Genomic DNA, 16,624 nt, shown 5'->3' with positions numbered 1-16,624 from the left:
ACTTTTATTAATTAAGGCTAATAAACTAATACCAGTCGTTTTTCGTAGTGATTTTTTAGTTCTTTTGATGGATACTATTTGGAAACAAATAATAATAACTTCGCATATATGGAAATTACACAAGACAGACCAGCGCAAGCTAGCAAAGCTAAGTTTTGCTTAGACTTACTGCCAGGTAAATTAATCGACATTCAGTTCACCAACCCATTAAGTGTCAGATTTAAACTCTCTTTAGTTGGCTATGAAGCTGGTAAGTATTTAATTTTAAAGTACCCTGTGCAAGCAAAAAAAAGCCAATATGCTGATGTGTTGAAAGAAGGCAATGGCGCAATTGTACGCTATATAGTCGAAGGTGAACGTGGGGAGTGCGTCGCTTTTTCGACCACTATATTAGCTATTTCTTTTCGACCAGAAAAGTTACTTTACCTTGCTTACCCTAAGAATATTGAGAGTAGGCAACTGCGTGAAGTCAGCCGTTTACAAACCCATATACCAGCAAAGATTAGCATTAATAAATCGCATACTTATGACAGTGAAAATCTATTGCAAGGTTTGATCATCGATATTTCACCGACTGGTTGTCGCTTTACTGTGCATGTTAATTCAGGGTTTTTAGCGCTTAAAAAACGCCCCGTGTTTGTGCATGTTCTATCGCCTATCGACAACAGTGCCGTAGTGATCAGTGCGCATGTGCGCAACAATCAAATGCAGGGAGATCGTTTAAGTGTGGGCATCGAGTTTGCCGCACATGAACAACAAAAAATGCAAAACTTATTGGCCGCTTACACGATAGACATTGCTTAATAATTGCATGCTTAACAAATGAGAGTAACTAAATGTACTCTCATTGATAGCTCGTTATTGGTTTTTCAACTGCTGCTTAGCTTTTTCAAGCTCACCTTCACCAATACCAAGTGAATCAGCGGCTTCTTTGATTAAATGAGGCTGAGTCATTACTAAGCCCATTAGTGCTTGTAACTTCTCTGGTGGAATACCGAGTTGCTGCACAAGTGCCATTGCCATCATTGGGTTTTGAGTAAATGCTTGAAAAAGTTCGTGTACTTTTTCATCGCTAACATTGTGCTCTTTTAATGTTGCTATAATTGGGTTCATGTTTTTGCCTTAAATCGCTTTATAGTTGCCCATAGTTATATGGGCAAATATTGGTTTTTAAACTACTGAACTAATAATACAACTTTTCCGGCATTTTCGTTTCGTTCAAGAATCGCGTGAGCCTCACCAGCGTCTTGCCAAGGCAACGTTTTATAAATATTAAAATCAAACTGTTGATTTGCTATTTCGTCATAAAATTTTGCTACAAACTCATCGCGTAGTTGGCGTTTAAACGCTTGACTGCGATTGCGCAGTGTTGAGCCATGAAATGAAATCCGCTTTTGTAACAAGAGTGCAAAATCTACTTCTGCGAAGCGACCATCTAAAAATGCCAGCATAATTATTTGGCAATCCATTGCAGCGATTGCTGCATTTTTACTTAAATAGCGCCCAGATACCGGATCAACAATCACGTTCGCCGTTAAACCATGGTTTTGCATGTAAGCAACAAAATCGTCGGTTTTGTAGTTGATTACATGATCGGCACCAAGCGCTTTGGCATGTTCGCACTTTTCATCGCTACCTGCGGTAATAACAACCGTTGCCCCAATACGTTTAGCCATTTGTATAGCTGCCCCACCCACGCCACTTGCGCCTGCATGGATCAGTGCTGTTTGCCCTGCTTGTAATTTACCAAGTTGAAATAACGCACCAAACGCGGTTAAGTATACTTCGCTGATCGCTGCACCTTGCGCCATAGTTAAATCACTTGGTAAAGCCATTAATTGTGCTGCATCGACCGCCACATATTCGCTATATGCACCGCCTGCACACAAAGTAAATACCGCTTTATTAAGCCAGCTTTGATCAACCTCGGTGCCAAGCTCAATCACAGTGCCTGCACATTCAAGCCCTAGAATGGGGCTGTCGCCCTGTGGCGCTGGATACTTACCTTGACGTTGCATACAATCAGCGCGGTTCACGCCGATAGCAGCAACTTTAATTAACACTTCATTAGTTTTTAATTGCGGTTTAGCGGTGTCGCTTAATGTTAAATGCTGATCTTGATGAGAAATAAATTGCATTGCAGCTCCTGAATTGATGAGTTAATCGATTTTACGCCACACTTCGGCTTCAACTAACTTACCATTTTCTGTTAAAGAATGATGCCACAAATCTCCTTCAATTTTGTAATCAAAAGCCATGGTTTTGCCAAGCAACGATTCAATGTTACCGTAAACAAAAGTCTCTACAAATTGTTGGTTTTTTAAGGTGTACTGCCCGCCACCTGCATAATGAAACTGGCCATTTTTTTGGGTGATGTAATTAAAATGAGTGGCGGTTATTAGTTTAACTGAGGTCAACTCTGGCGCTTTGGCAGTCACAAACCCTTGTTCAACTGCATATTTCCCTTCCACAAACTCCCAACTACCTAATAGCGGGTTAGCTAAAACCAGCGGTGAGGTGATGAGTAAACTTGCTAATAATAGAGATTTCATGATTTTCCTTGGTTTTTGTTTTATGAAACTTTACCTTTTTACACGCCCAAAATTAATCAGACTTATGGGTAATAACCCCCGGCTAAAATCGCCAACTTTGTTTGTATGGATACACATCAGCCAATTGCCCAGCATTGATATCAGCTTGGCACTGCAGCCAAAAATCAGGACTAAATAAGTCTTGATGTTGCTGGCAAAAATGACTAAATGCTTGCTGATCAGCACTAAAAAACACTTTAAACTGACTCGGGAATACATCATTTTCGGCAACATCAAAGTAGCTTTCGCTGCTTAGTTCATCAAAACTATTTTCACTGCTCGGTAAGTCTCTAAAGTTACAATCCGTTAATGGGCAAATTTCATCATAATCATAAAATACCACGCGCCCCCAACGGGTCACACCAAAGTTTTTCATCAACATATCACCGGGGAAAATATTAGCCCCGGCTAACTCTTTAATCGCCTTGCCGTAATCAAGCATTACATTATTCAGTTGTTTATCGTCACATTGATTGATGTATAAATTAAGTGGTGTCATTTTGCGCTCAACGTATACATGCTTAAGCACTAAGGCTTTATTTGCAATAGCCATACTTGAGCCGATACTCGCTCGCATATGGGTAAGCAATTCATCGCTAAAACGATTTAAATCAAATGCTAAATAGCGAAATTCATGAGTGTCGACTAAACGGCCGACTCTATCCGCTTGTTTTACAAAGTCGTATTTTGCCATCACCTGTGCTTTGGTTGATGTTTTAGGCGCGCTAAATTTATCTTTTATTACCTTATAAACATAATCTGAGCCAGCAGTGGTAAATACTAGCATTACCATGCCTGGCGTGCCGGGGGCAATAATGTACTTATCATCTATTGGACTATTGTTGGTGGTGTCGACCTTATAGCGATAAAACTCTGTTTTGGCATGTTTAATAAAGCCAATGGCATTGAATAATTCAAATCGTTGCTTATGTGGCATTAGCACTGATAAGTAATCTACGTAGCGCGCGGGTTGGTCGGTATCAACCATAAAGTAGGTGCGAGCAAAGCCGAATAATAAACTCAGTTGATCTGCACCCATCATCACCGCATCAAGCTTTAAACCGCTTTGGGTATGTAAAATAGCGACAGCAAAGGGCATGTTATCGCCATTTTTAGCGATACAACGACCTATTAAGTAGCAGGCTTTATTTCTAAAAAACAGTGAATTAGCGTATTCAATATAGCCATCGTTTAAATTCATCAGCTCATACACTTGACGACATTGCTGCTGCGCACCTAACGCCAAAGTACGCTGCAAAATATCAACATCATGAGCTAAATCTGTAAATCCAACCCGAAAAGCTTGTCGATAAATAAGTTGCTCCACCGCCTGGCTAAAGCCATTTTGCAATGAAATACGACTTACTAAATTATCAAATGGCCGAGATTTAGCGCGGTATTTGGCTTTTAAAACAAATAAGTGCACGGTGCGAATTTTTTTATCATCCCAAATCGAGCCAAAAGTTGAATTAAAAAATGTATGCGCAATCGGTTGGTTTTCATGATCTTGCACCATTTGGCCATAAATATGCTTTGCCTGCTGCCACAGTCGCGGATCGTTGAGCTCTTTAAATGCAATGACTCGCACCGCTTCACTAACATTTTTAACTTGCCTTTCATATACTTGTAAACGCTCACGCATTGCCGATTGTACATTTTGCCATTGCCGTTGCTCAAAACGACTTTGTGCACCTAAGGTAATATTTAAAAACTCAGCAAACATCGCTTCAAAGCCTGCGAATACGGCACGCGCTAATTTGGTCGCAATGACTTGCTCAATTGCGTTGCTAGTTTGAGTCGATAACGTATTTGCTGTTTTTAGCTCTAGCATATTTCTATCACTTATGATGACTATGTCTATTTAGTGGTTTACACACCTTAGCAAGCACGCTTTAATTTAGATAATTAATACAGCGAATGAATAAGATTGATCAAATGAATATAAGAAATGTCGATCTCAACTTGCTTGTGTACTTAAATGTACTGATAGATGAGCGAAATGTCTCGAAAGCGGCAAATAAATTAGCATTAACCCAACCTGCAATGAGTAATGCACTAAAACGTTTACGTGATTTATTTGACGATCCGCTCCTAGTTCGTGCCGCAGGCTCTATGACTCCTACTGCAAAAGCGCTGAGTTTAAAACCTGAAATAGAAGCGCTGTTAAAAATGGCTGAGGCAATAACCCAACCCAGTGATATGTTTGATCCAACCACTGGCGAACTCACCTTTAGAATTATGGCGAATGATTATTTAGAATCAACGCTAGTCGCGCCTTTTATTACCCAGCAACTCAATAAACATCCAGGACTTAATTTTGATGTGCTTAGCCCCAGCGATGTTAGCCTGCAAGATATGGAAAAGGGCAGCATTGACTTAGCCATCAATCGCTTCAACGGCCTACCACGGTCTTTTCATCAGGCCAGTGTCTGGCGCGATAACTATTGCTGTTTAATGCATCCAGCTAACCCATACTTAAAACAGCCTGATCTAGAGCAATACTTAGCGTCAGAGCATATTTGGGTAAATCGTGCAGGCTGGGGGGCTGAAGCTGCCGTCACGAATAAATCAGGTAGCCAAAAGCTGGGATGGGTAGACGAAGCTCTTTGGCAGCTTGAACAAACCCGTCATATTCGGGTGTTTACTCGTCATTACATGGTGGCAAGTTTGCTATGCCAATCGCCACAACTGATCGCCACACTACCAAGACGACAAGCAATGCTGCTAACTAAACATACCGAGTTAGTGATTAGTCCTGTGCCGTTTCAAATTGTCCCAATTGAAGTAAAAATGCTATGGAGCCCATTACTGCATCATGCCAGCCCACACCAATGGTTACGCCGCGAACTGCAAGCGTTCGCTAATACGATTGCTGATCGCTAGAAAGCTCTAATTAAAATGGAGCTCTCTCGTTATTATTGATTAAATCAATATCAGTTATTGAAAACAACAATTTCATAAATAGTGTGCTTAGGGCTACAGTGAAGTCATACCAAATGAGTTAACCACTAACACTGAGAGACAACATTATGATGCAAACTACAGCAAGCTTCACCCAACAAGACGGATTATTTATCGACGGCCATTTACATGCGTTCATCGAACAACAACTTTGTAAGCAAACCACCCTTGAGTGTAATGATGTTTACCAAGCATTGGCGACTCTGGTTGATGAATTTGGCTGTCAATGTCGTAAAAACAAACATTTTGACAATGACAGTTTAGATGTACAAACGTTATTGCATGCGTATCAAGTTGAGCATAATCACCCGCATTGTCATGTTGATGCACAAACAACAACTGCGGTATTAGATGAATATTGCTGTCAGGTGCCAGCTATTATTGTTGTTGCTTTAATGGATACATTAAGCGGTACACCAAGCGATGAACACAATGCAAAAGCAATTTATCAACGTGCTGCAACACTGACTAATCGCCCTTGCATGTATCGTGCAAAGCTCTACAACGCCAATGCAGCGTAGCTCATGAAACTTTTAAACGCTCGATTATCCTTTGTGTAAAATCACTGCAACTGAGGATGGTCGAGTTTTGCTGCTCTGCCTGTAAATCAAAGGTCACTTCACCGGCTATGAATGTCTGTTGCAAAGCCAGCTCTATACTGTTGGCCGCTTCGTGCCAATTCATAAACCGTAGCATCATCACCGCACTTAAAATACTACTGGTAGGATTTGCACTATCTTGTCCAGCAATACGCTCAAACGTGCCATGAGTTGGTTCAAAAAAAGCCACTTCATTATTTAAATTTGCTGCGGGCATAATACCAATACCACCCACTTGTGCAGTCAACATATCTGCTAGATAATCGCCATTTTGGTTGGTTGTTACCACTACATCAAATTGCTCAGGATTCATTAACGCTTGCTGGAGCATGTTATCTGCAATCACTTCTTTAATAACTAACGGTGCCAAGCCCTCACGTGGTATTTCTAGCCAACGGCCATTACTGTGTGGTATTGCTGAGAACTCAGTTTGCGCCACGGCAAACCCCCAACGCTTAAACGCACCATCAGTAAATTTAAGTACATTGCCTTTATGCACAACCGTTACCGAGTCACTATTTTGTTCAAGCGCATACGCTATTGCATAGCGCACTAGCCGCTCTGACCCTTCTTTAGAAATATTTTTAATGCCAATACCACATTGTTGATCAAAGCGCAGACGGGTTACGCCCATTTCTTGGCATAAAAAATCCAGCATTTTTTCGGCTTCGACACTGCCAGCTTGCCATTCAATTCCAGAGTACACATCTTCAGAGCTATCGCGGATCACAACAATATTGGTATTTTCAGGTTTTTTTAACGGTGACGGTAATGCGCAATAGCCTTTAATCGGCCGCATATTTACAAATAAATCCATTTCATGACGAAGAGCAACATTGAGTGAACGAAAACCTCCGCCAATCGGCGTGGTTAAAGGCCCTTTAATCGCTATTTTAAATTGCCGAACCGCATGAATCGTCTCTTGCGGAAACCAATCCCCATCATATAGCTGCGCAGCTTTTTCACCGTTAAAGACTTCCATCCAGTGAATTTTTCGCACTCCTTGATAACATAACTGCACAGCATGGTTCACAATGTCACGCATACAAGGGGAGATATCCTGCCCTACTCCATCACCATCAATATAAGCAATGATCGGCTGCGCCGGAATATGCCACACGCCTTTATTATCAATGCTAATTTGTTCACCCTGAGGTGGGATTTCAATGTGTTGATAACCCATAACCTGCCATATTTTTATTATAAAATATCATATAAACATTAAACCATGGTTGGCAGTGAGTGTCGTGGTTTTAGCATCTATACTTATCATTCAACAATAAAATAGTGAACGGATTTTATGCTTTACTCGGTCTTTTGTGAGCAATTAAAAACCATTAAGTACCAGATATGAAACTGTTTAATCGAATTTTATTCGTTACTTGTTTAGCGAGTACATCTGTTTTCGCAGCCCAGCTTGATCCTCAAGGATTAACCGAGCTGTCAAAAAGCAAGCAGCAGATAATACTGCAATGGCTGAATTTTAGTCTTGAGCAAACTCAGGCAACTTTAGGCCCACTGCCATACTCTAATTTACCCATTTATTTACACCCTCGGTATATTGCATTTGAACCCGTGCCTTGGGGAAGTGTGCGCCGTGGTGATCCAGATGGCATAGAGTTACATTTTGATCGCTTTGCCAGTTTTACACAATTACGCGATGACTGGACCCTCTACCATGAAATGGCACACCTTTACTTACCGTTACTACCCTATTCGGGCTTCTGGTTAAGTGAAGGATTTGCAACCTATATGCAAAATATAATAATGCGTGATAGTAAAGTGATCACTAGGAAGCAATTTATACAACGACTATCTGCAGGGCTTGAACGCGGACGTCAGCAAACTCGAACAAAGCAACAGCCATTAAGTGAACTTGCCGACGATATGTGGCAACAAGGTGCACAACAAAGAGTTTATTGGAGTGGTAGCGCATTTTTTATTGAAGCAGAGCTGGCTTTACAGCAACAAGGACAAAGCTTGACACAATTAATAAAACGCTATCGCGAGTGTTGTTATAGCTCAAAAACAACAGCAAAAAAACTGATCACAACATTTGATCAGCTTTCACGCAGCGCCATTTTTTCAACCTTATATGCCCGTTATACACAGCGTACTGATTTTCCGGACATTACCCGTGAGCAGCTTATTTTACTGAGGTGAGTGACATAAAATATCATCAATTTCATCAAACACTTGATAAACTAAATGGCTATCTAACATCACGCTATCGGCTTTAAGGGCTTTGTCTAACTTGATTGCATGTTGGTACAATGTTTCGCACTCAAACATTCCAGCAGTTCCTTTTAGCATATGAACACTTTGTGCAAACCCTGTCATATCGCCATCTGTATATTGCTTGGTTATTGTTTCTCGCTGCTTTTTAAGCCCTTCTATGTACACCTGTTTAAGCACCTCAAATTCATGCTCTGGCAATTTTACATCTTCAAGCATTTCGATATCTAAATAACTAGCAATTTTATGACTAAATTCACTGCGGTCAATTGGTTTGCCTATATGATCAATAAACCCTTGTTTTAGATAGCGATCAACTTCATGCTTCATAGTATTTGCTGTAAGGGCAACAATGGGTGTAGTTAATCCTGTTGCCTGCATAATATGAATCGCTTGTTCACCATCCATTACTGGCATTTGAATATCTAATAAAATCAAATCAAATTGATGATCTAGGGTAGCTTGCACTGCATCTTTGCCATTTTCTACCGCAGTAACCGTTAACCCCATTCGCTCTAAAATACGTTTGATCAGTTCACGGTTTTCAGGATGATCTTCCGCTACCAGCACTTCACCCACGAGATTTCGCTGATCTTGACTTGGCAGCTCTTTTTCTTTGCTTATAGAGATCTCATCAAAACTATTGATCCAACGCACTCGTTCAGGCATATATAGCGCGATATTGAGGCTAAACTCACTGCCACTGCCAACATGGGAATGAGCGGTGATATTACCATCTAACTTTTCGGCTAAACTTTTTGAAATATTTAAACCGAGTCCTGTACCGCCATATTTACGTGAGATCGATGAGTCAGCCTGATAAAACGGCGTGAACAAGTCTTGTTGCTCAGCCTCTGTCATCCCAATGCCGGTGTCTTTAACTTTAATGATAAGCTGCTCTTTAGTGCAACTCACCACTAATTGAATATGCCCTACCGTGGTAAATTTTAATGCATTAGCTGTTAAGTTTAACAATATTTGTCGTAATCGGGTTGGATCAGAAATAATCCAATCAGGCAGTGGGAATTGGTAATCAACTTTAAATTTAAGACCTTTATCACGAATTTGTTTGCCTAATAGCGATTCTATATGCGCAATGGTTGCAAATAAGTCAGTCTCGACTAAATCAATTTCAAGGCGATTGGCCTCTATTTTTGACATATCAAGTATGTCGTTTATGAGTCCTAAAACATGGCGGCTGTTTTGTAAAATAACCCGAATACCATGATTTCGTTCGTGAGGCTTAATATCGCCTAAAATAATACCATCTGCGTAGCCTATAATAGAGGTCATTGGCGTACGTATTTCATGACTCATATTTGCTAAAAAACGGCTCTTAGCTTCACTGGCATCAGTGAGTTCTGACGCCAATTGTTGTAACTCCTGCGTACGCAATTGCACTTTTTGCTCGAGGTTTTTAGTAAGCTCAACATTCTCATCATGTAAAATACTAAATTTATTTGCCACTGCAAACGCGAGTAACATCGCATCTAAGGCGGTGCCAATCAAACCTAATAGGTACAAATCGATTGCAATCGGCGTCAGTACACCTAAATTAGTTAAATTTCCCACCATATTAGGAATTGCCATCGCTAGGTAAGCAAAGACAAAGTATCGCGCGGGTTTAAAACCACTCATCCAACTGCGAACCCCTATATACATGCCTAAGCATAAGGTGCACCCCGTTACTATTGTTGCCCAAATAAACCCAAAACCTGGCCACATAGCAGCGAAAGGCAAACCTGCGGTTGCCACCACAGCTAATATAATTGATGCTTTGGCTAATTGTGGAAAACTGTCTTTTAGCTTAAGCAAATTATTGAAAAATAATATGTTAGTTAATGGTATTAAAACAAACCCTAGCCAATGAAAATGGGCATTATAAAAACCAAATAGTTGATCTGGAATATGGAAAAACTGGCTCCAGGCAAATACCCAGCATGCTGTAAATAAGGCGTAATAAAGGTGGGTTACATCCCGTGCGCCAAAATATATTAATAAGTTATACAAACCCAGCGCAATGCCTACTCCAAAGCACAACATCATCACCATATTTTCGATGGTGACCTGAGTAAAGAAGTCTGCATAGGGTTTTAATACCAGTTTAGGAGGAGTGTAAAAGTAGTCACTTTCATACTTGGTGATCAAAAAGTAACGCTTGCCTGGTGTAAGGGCTATTTTATTGCCGTAATGAAAAGCAAATTCGTTTTTTTCAATCCCCCCTGTTACGTAACGCGCGGCCTCAGATGTGGGATCGGCCATATCATATACACGTGTTTCAATACGCGATACTAAGGTGTTGTAAGGGAACAACACTAATTCAGCTAGCTGAGTCTGATTTTCAAGTTCGACAACTAACCAATAACTTCCGCCATAATATGTGGTACTTGTTTGTGGTTTTTTATTGTCAAGCCACGTCGCAATCTGAGTACTGTTATCAGGAAACCCTTCATAACTTGCCGCTAATAAGGTACCAACTTGAAACAAATTTATATCTTGTTGTTGCTCTGTATAAACAAACACATCCGCTGACTGTGTTGCACGCACTTCGCAGACATATATTGTTAGCAAGCCTAAAAAGACTACATAGCAAAAACCTTGTATTGCTTTTAACAGCATACAATACGCCTCAGTTTAATGACAAAAAGATTAGAACTGATAACTGATATCCAAACCATAGCGGCGACCTTCCCCTTTAAAATCTTCCAACATGCCAAGGAAAGAGCTCAAATCAAACTTCAAATTACTGTACTCACTGGCAAATAAATTTTTGCCCCACAGTACAAAACCTAGGTTATCTAATTGATAACGAATATTACCATTGACTAAACTGTAACCATCTTGCATAGCATACGGATTTTGGTTTTGATCAAAATAATAGTCTGATTGATAATCCACTAGTAATTGTGTTGTTAAGGGATTACCAGCAAGCTCTAAACGATATTCTACGCCTGCACTCACATTCCACTTTGATGTAAATGGCAGCCGATTATGAGTCAAACTGTTACCCAAAGGATCAACAAATTCTTCAAATTCCGCATGGGGAATGTAACCCATCGCAAAACGCATTGAAAGTGCTTTAGTCGCTTGATAATCGAGTTCAGCTTCAAGGCCATAGATCACTGAATCACCAACGTTCTCTAATAATTGCACGGGTGGCTTTTGTGGTGAGTCTGATGGTTGGTTCATAAACACTTGCTGATCATTATAATCATAATAAAAAGCAGCCCAATTAAACCGCACACCTTGCTCAGGCCACCATGATTTAGTACCAATTTCATGCGCATTGAGACGCTCTTTGCCATAGTCAGCTAATTCGGCTTGCTCAGGGGAAGATAAAAACCCGCCATTATAACCCCCACTTTTAATCCCATTTGCAAAACGGTAATAGCCATGGGTTGTATCGTTAATAAGATAGTTCACAGCAAACTGACCAGAAAAACCATTATCGGATTGCTCGCCTTGCACATGATAAAATGGCACTAAAACCCCTGCTAAATCACTCGGATCAACTACCATATTTAATTGTGCCACTGAGTCATAATCAAGTGACTCATAGGAATAACGTAGTCCAACACTTAGCAACCAATCTGAATTAAGTTGATAGTCTAACTGGCTGAAAGCGGCAATATTTTGCGTGTCAATTTGGTTATCATAGAAGAAGGTTGCGGTTAAGTCGGTGGCTAATATACCGCGATAATCTCTTAAAATATCGTTAATATTATCTTGTTTGATTGATTCATCTGCGTAATATAAACCACTGGTTAAAGTATGTTTGTTCCATTGCGTTTGCAAGCGTAACTCTTGGCTAAATAAGTGAGTATCTAAACCTAGATTTCCTTCGCATAATCGCGCTGGTGAGCCATCACAATTAAATGCATGATCGCGCTCTAATTGATTATAACTACTAATCGAAATAATTTCGTTAAACTCATTTAATTGCCAATTAATATGTGCACTAAACCCTTTACCATCCGTTTTATGCGGAGAATCGTTATTCACTTTAACCGTGTAAAAGTCGTCACTGGCATCATTGAAGCCAAAGTTATCATAGCAATTTGTCGAACCAGCTTCGCTAGGACTACATAACTGACCTGTTAATGGATCCGCCACTACACCGATATTACCGACAGGCTGCACAATACCCTGCCAATCTTCGAGGTGCGCTTGTAACAATACCTGTACAGTATCAAAATCACTTAATAGTGATAACCGTGCATTGGTTTGTTGCATTCCAGCGGTAGGTGATTGTGCAAAAGTATTGCTGGTTGAATAGTCATAGTCTTGATGATTTAAAGCAACACGAAACGCGCTGTTATCACTTAATTGATTGTTATACATAGCATCAATACTAAACGCGTTATTATTTGCTATACCCGCTGTTAAATACCCCGACTCGTTAAATTCAGGGCGTTTAGTGCGAATTAAAATTGCTCCGCCAGTTGAATTACGGCCAAATAAAGTCCCCTGCGGACCACGCAAAATATCCACTTGCTCAATATCAAAGAAGTTAACGATCTGATTACTTGCAGATCCTACGGCAATGTCGTCTACATAAATAGCCACAGGCGAGGTGTTCGCCGTATTGTAGTCAACTAAACCAACCCCTCGGATATTTACCGCCGGTGGCGTGCCTTCAGCCGCATTTTGGCTGATTTTTAAATTAGGCGCGAATACCGATAACTCTGTTGAATCTTTATAATGTTGGTTTTTAAGGCTGTCACCTTTGACCTGACTAATGGCAATACTAACATCTTCTATTGCCTGCGCACGTTTTTGTGCATACACCTCAATGACTTCGAGGCTATGACTTGAGGCACTCAAATCATCATTATTTGCCTGTGCAGTCACAGATAAAACGAGGCTCGACGAGCACAGCAGCAATATATGATTTGAAAGAGAATAACGTTGGCTTTTCATTAGATGTGAACCTTAATACCGACAATGTAAAGATATTGTAATTATTTACGATTATAGACTAATTTATTGATTAAAGTCGCCAAGTTATCCATTAATTAGCTAGTTTTACAGCGCTTCAAAGGCATTTTCACCACTGATCTGCTGCGGATACCCACACAGTGCCCGTGCTGTTTGCATTCCAGCCATAACCGCCGCTTCAACACAACCTGCATTAACTCCTGTTTTGATCCAATCTCCGGTAATAAATAAATTACTAAATTGCGTGCCATCAGTTGCTAAACGATATTGACTGGAACCTGAAACCGACAGCACATAACGCTCACTTGGATCAACATTCACTCGCCAGTACTGTTGATCTAAGCGCGCTGATTCTGGCACGTCATCTTGTGTATATAAAATGGACCAATCAAAGTCATTATCGTTATAAGCTAACGGCCATAATGGCTGCATATTAGTTGTTAATAGTTGTGTTAAGTTAGTTTTTACTTGTGCTTTTGCCCGTGCGGGGAAACCATGATCACTCTGTGGTGGGTACTCTTGACAAGGAAATGCACTACAAAAATAGGCAATATTCTGCGGACTATTGCTTGCAGGCCACTGCTCTTTATCAATTAAGTTTTGCATTGCAGCCCAAGTATCAAACGGTTCGCTAAAACCACTCAAAATAGGCCCTTCTTCACTTGGCGGCATATATTGCCAACCTAACTGTTGATCTGTTTTATTTAACCAAATCTGACTGGCTTGTGTTGCTACCGAAAGAACATTTTTAGCCTGAGCAGCAAAGTTGTCGTCTATTGCTAATAATTGTGGGCAAACATGCTCTAATGAAGCAACTGAGACCCCAAGGATCAACCGGTCAAAATCATCTTTAAACTGCAGTGTTTTAGTTGGTAGTTGTGCGCCAAAATGTGCTTGGTAACAGCTGGGCCAATCACTCCAAAATGATTCTAAATTAATATTATTCTGCTTTAGTAACAGGGCCTGCTCGTGGTTTATCTGCTGATAAAGAGGCTCACTTGGCCAGCAAGCTAAGTTTTTCACATCAATTAATGGCTGATACTCTGATGAGTTATTTAAACTCACTTGCTGTTGTAATAACACAGAAGCAACACATTTTTGGCCACTTTCATCAATCCCAGGTGTAAGTTGCTGCAGTTGATGGAAGAACTCAAAGTTGACGCCTCTTTGTTTTAATAGTTCATACAATGGCGCAAAAATAACATCGCCCATTCCCGCCTGCATTTTCCACATTACCCCACCGCGATAACATAATGCGATTCTAAGCATGGCAAGTGCAGCAACTCCAGCTTCTACACTTGGTTTTTTAAAATCACCTTGTGGGTAGGCAAACACTAAATCATAAAAACCACGCACGGGCGCAGAATCGACACTGTATTGTTTATTCGCACCATTTTTTAATAACCATTGACGAAAATCATACTTGTTAATAACCCCAAAACCATCGCGATAAACTTTATCTTTAATCAATCCAACCAGCATCGCTATCGCTAAATCGGCACAAATATAAATACGCCTCAACTCTGCATTGTCATCCAGTAACTCGGTTAACTCTTGGTTAATCCAGCGTTTTAGTTTTCTGACAATATACCAAATCACTAAACTATCTTTCTTCTCAGAAATTTGTGGCTGCAGTGTGTTGTTACTTTGCACAAAGCTATTTAATTTATCGACAAGTAAGCTAGGTGTTGAAGTGATTTCTTGATTGAGATTTTGTATATCGTTGGTAAACGTTTGCCATGCCTCACTGCCATCAGAAACCAAGGTCTGAATTTGTTTATGAAAATGGCGTAGTAGGTATCTATCTCGTGGTTTTTTTGTCGTTAATTGTGTGCTCTTAGCTTGGACTCTGGCGGCCAGTTCAAATTGTGGTATCCATTCTTTCAGCCATGCAAGGGTCATTTTCACAAAGTCCCATACAGTAATATCTAAACTCCCATTCGCAGGATTGCCAGGTAAAACAGGAAACTCTATAGGCCACGTTTGCCACTGATCATCAATGTGCTCTTCAAGGGCAATAAAACTATGCGGTTTAAGTGCTTGTTGCCAAGTACTTAGTGCACTCGTTGGTGGTCGCTGTAGCTTGTCGTATACAGTTTCAATGGTTTTAAAGCTATTAACATAGGCACCAAACCAGACATGTAAACCATGCTCTTCTATGCGCTGCCCCATAACAGCATTACGGCCACTGGCTCCTTTTCCTCCTAAACGCCAACCTTGTTGGTACACTGTAATATGTCTTTTTTGCTGCCAATTAGGTTGTTCAGTCAGGTATAAAGCAGCCGTCATTGCGGCAACACCACCGCCTATAATAACTATTTTTTCTTGCTCCATAATGGATCCTTACTTAGGGAGTATTTGTGTAGCTTGAAGTTGGTCAAAATCCATCTTGATATAAAACGGCAAATACACAGCTTGCGCTCCTAGCTGTAAACCAAACATTTGCGCTAAAGGAAAACTATCTAGTTGCTGTAAATGTAGCTGATAAGCACCACTGAGTAGCTTAAATTGATGGATTTTCTTTATTTCTGAAGGAGAGTGCATAACCGCTTGAAAAACAGCCTTATCGCCTTGCCCGTCAGGAAATTGCTTAAATAGTATTTGATCCATCTGTGGATTCACAAAACCCTGTAACAGCTGCTTTAATAGCGAAAAATCAATACCAATATGATCCCCATCAAACAAATTGGCGACATGCTCGCCAAAGTCCTCTAATACAGATAATAAGCCATCGCTTTGCGTCTTGACGTTTTTGGTGACTGAAAATAAATGCTGTGATTGTAATTTTGACGTTGGCGAAAAATGCTTAAAACAATCCAGTGAAACTGAAAAGTCGGTTATATCAATTACCGAACTGGGCATCTGGTAATCACATAAATATTTATTGTAACCCCATGTTTCTCTGCCGTTTATTAATGCATAAACATTATTTACGCAAATAAACGCCGGATACCAATAAAGATGAGTGATATCTTCATCATTGCCTTGCTTTTCTACCTTTGCAACTGGCAACCAAATAATAATATCAGTCTCTTGCATCCAACCGTGCTCACTAAAAGGCGGCGTTAATGAGGCAATTTTTTCTATGTCGGTAAAGGTTAATAATGCATATTCGCCTATGCCTTTAAAATATAACTCATCCGTTGCAACAATATTAAGCGTTGTATCGATATACTGTTGAACTTTATCCTGATCTATTTTTGCAAAAAAACCATACATATTTGCATTAGTCATTCGACATGGTGGCTTTGCAACAGGGTTTGATAAAAAGTGACTATAAGGAGGTAGTTGTACGGTCAT

13 protein-coding genes are annotated in these 16,624 nt (G+C 40.2%); 4 read left to right on the top strand and 9 right to left on the bottom strand.

All coding sequences use genetic code 11. The features are described from left to right. Window positions 1-78: 78 nt before the first annotated feature. Window positions 79-804 carry a flagellar brake domain-containing protein gene (locus tag PSR9079_RS07705; protein ID WP_246175507.1) on the top strand — a complete coding sequence of 242 codons (726 nt, stop codon included), beginning with the start codon at window positions 79-81 and terminating at the stop codon, window positions 802-804. Between the two features lie 54 nt (window positions 805-858). On the opposite strand, the gene PSR9079_RS07700 is transcribed toward PSR9079_RS07705, so the two are convergent. From PSR9079_RS07700 to aceK, 4 genes are all read right to left on the bottom strand, one after another. Beyond that, complete coding sequence (locus tag PSR9079_RS07700) at window positions 859-1,113, bottom strand: DUF2999 family protein (RefSeq protein WP_149981015.1); 255 nt, start codon at window positions 1,111-1,113, stop codon at window positions 859-861. 62 nt (window positions 1,114-1,175) lie between these two features. Beyond that, window positions 1,176-2,138, bottom strand: a complete 963-nt coding sequence (locus tag PSR9079_RS07695) for a zinc-binding dehydrogenase (protein ID WP_149981014.1) — start codon at window positions 2,136-2,138, stop codon at window positions 1,176-1,178. 21 nt (window positions 2,139-2,159) lie between these two features. Further along, window positions 2,160-2,552, bottom strand: coding sequence for a hypothetical protein (locus PSR9079_RS07690; protein ID WP_179959156.1), 393 nt, complete (start codon window positions 2,550-2,552; stop codon window positions 2,160-2,162). An 82-nt stretch (window positions 2,553-2,634) separates the two neighbouring features. Then, window positions 2,635-4,422, bottom strand: a complete 1,788-nt coding sequence (aceK, locus tag PSR9079_RS07685; RefSeq protein WP_149981013.1) for a bifunctional isocitrate dehydrogenase kinase/phosphatase — start codon at window positions 4,420-4,422, stop codon at window positions 2,635-2,637. Window positions 4,423-4,526: 104 nt separating this feature from the next. On the opposite strand from aceK, the gene PSR9079_RS07680 reads away from it, so the two are divergent. Then, on the top strand, window positions 4,527-5,474 hold the full coding sequence (locus tag PSR9079_RS07680) for a LysR family transcriptional regulator (RefSeq protein ID WP_145233680.1): 948 nt from the start codon (window positions 4,527-4,529) through the stop codon (window positions 5,472-5,474). A gap of 149 nt (window positions 5,475-5,623) precedes the next feature. Further along, window positions 5,624-6,073 carry a hypothetical protein gene (locus tag PSR9079_RS07675; protein WP_149981184.1) on the top strand — a complete coding sequence of 150 codons (450 nt, stop codon included), beginning with the start codon at window positions 5,624-5,626 and terminating at the stop codon, window positions 6,071-6,073. 1 nt (window position 6,074) lies between these two features. On the opposite strand, the gene icd is transcribed toward PSR9079_RS07675, so the two are convergent. After that, a complete protein-coding gene (gene icd / locus PSR9079_RS07670; RefSeq protein WP_149981012.1) occupies window positions 6,075-7,334 on the bottom strand; it encodes an NADP-dependent isocitrate dehydrogenase in 1,260 nt (419 codons plus the stop codon). 167 nt (window positions 7,335-7,501) lie between these two features. Between icd and PSR9079_RS07665 the strand changes: the two genes are divergently transcribed. Continuing rightward, window positions 7,502-8,314 (top strand): M61 family metallopeptidase, encoded by an 813-nt coding sequence (locus PSR9079_RS07665; RefSeq protein ID WP_149981011.1) that lies wholly within the window; start codon window positions 7,502-7,504, stop codon window positions 8,312-8,314. On the opposite strand, the gene PSR9079_RS07660 is transcribed toward PSR9079_RS07665, so the two are convergent. From PSR9079_RS07660 to PSR9079_RS07645, 4 genes are all read right to left on the bottom strand, one after another. Continuing rightward, the gene (locus tag PSR9079_RS07660) at window positions 8,303-11,005 is read right to left on the bottom strand and encodes a 7TM diverse intracellular signaling domain-containing protein (RefSeq protein ID WP_149981010.1); all 2,703 of its coding nucleotides are present in this window, start codon (window positions 11,003-11,005) and stop codon (window positions 8,303-8,305) included. The genes PSR9079_RS07665 and PSR9079_RS07660 overlap by 12 nt on opposite strands. A 30-nt stretch (window positions 11,006-11,035) precedes the next feature. Continuing rightward, window positions 11,036-13,306 (bottom strand): TonB-dependent receptor, encoded by a 2,271-nt coding sequence (locus PSR9079_RS07655; RefSeq protein WP_149981009.1) that lies wholly within the window; start codon window positions 13,304-13,306, stop codon window positions 11,036-11,038. A 105-nt stretch (window positions 13,307-13,411) separates the two neighbouring features. Then, the gene (locus PSR9079_RS07650) at window positions 13,412-15,658 is read right to left on the bottom strand and encodes an NAD(P)-binding protein (RefSeq protein WP_149981008.1); all 2,247 of its coding nucleotides are present in this window, start codon (window positions 15,656-15,658) and stop codon (window positions 13,412-13,414) included. 9 nt (window positions 15,659-15,667) lie between these two features. Continuing rightward, the gene (locus PSR9079_RS07645; RefSeq protein WP_149981007.1) at window positions 15,668-16,624 is read right to left on the bottom strand and encodes an acetoacetate decarboxylase family protein; all 957 of its coding nucleotides are present in this window, start codon (window positions 16,622-16,624) and stop codon (window positions 15,668-15,670) included.

Origin of the sequence: Pseudoalteromonas rhizosphaerae, from assembly GCF_902498845.1 — a bacterium.
Classification (GTDB): domain Bacteria; phylum Pseudomonadota; class Gammaproteobacteria; order Enterobacterales; family Alteromonadaceae; genus Pseudoalteromonas; species Pseudoalteromonas rhizosphaerae.
Note: the sequence above shows the minus strand (reverse complement) of the source record. Positions and strands in the feature narration are given on the sequence as shown.

Bases quoted from the DNA above. Each gene is read 5' to 3' on its own strand.
- aceK (WP_149981013.1), bottom strand. From the start codon at position 4,422: ATGCTAGAGCTAAAAACAGCAAATACGTTATCGACTCAAACTAGCAAC.
- PSR9079_RS07655 (WP_149981009.1), bottom strand. From the start codon at position 13,306: ATGAAAAGCCAACGTTATTCTCTTTCAAATCATATATTGCTGCTGTGC.
- PSR9079_RS07665 (WP_149981011.1), top strand. From the start codon at position 7,502: ATGAAACTGTTTAATCGAATTTTATTCGTTACTTGTTTAGCGAGTACA.
- PSR9079_RS07680 (WP_145233680.1), top strand. From the start codon at position 4,527: ATGAATATAAGAAATGTCGATCTCAACTTGCTTGTGTACTTAAATGTA.
- PSR9079_RS07690 (WP_179959156.1), bottom strand. From the start codon at position 2,552: ATGAAATCTCTATTATTAGCAAGTTTACTCATCACCTCACCGCTGGTT.
- PSR9079_RS07695 (WP_149981014.1), bottom strand. From the start codon at position 2,138: ATGCAATTTATTTCTCATCAAGATCAGCATTTAACATTAAGCGACACC.
- icd (WP_149981012.1), bottom strand. From the start codon at position 7,334: ATGGGTTATCAACACATTGAAATCCCACCTCAGGGTGAACAAATTAGC.
- PSR9079_RS07700 (WP_149981015.1), bottom strand. From the start codon at position 1,113: ATGAACCCAATTATAGCAACATTAAAAGAGCACAATGTTAGCGATGAA.
- PSR9079_RS07660 (WP_149981010.1), bottom strand. From the start codon at position 11,005: ATGCTGTTAAAAGCAATACAAGGTTTTTGCTATGTAGTCTTTTTAGGC.
- PSR9079_RS07650 (WP_149981008.1), bottom strand. From the start codon at position 15,658: ATGGAGCAAGAAAAAATAGTTATTATAGGCGGTGGTGTTGCCGCAATG.
- PSR9079_RS07645 (WP_149981007.1), bottom strand. From the start codon at position 16,624: ATGACCGTACAACTACCTCCTTATAGTCACTTTTTATCAAACCCTGTT.
- PSR9079_RS07675 (WP_149981184.1), top strand. From the start codon at position 5,624: ATGCAAACTACAGCAAGCTTCACCCAACAAGACGGATTATTTATCGAC.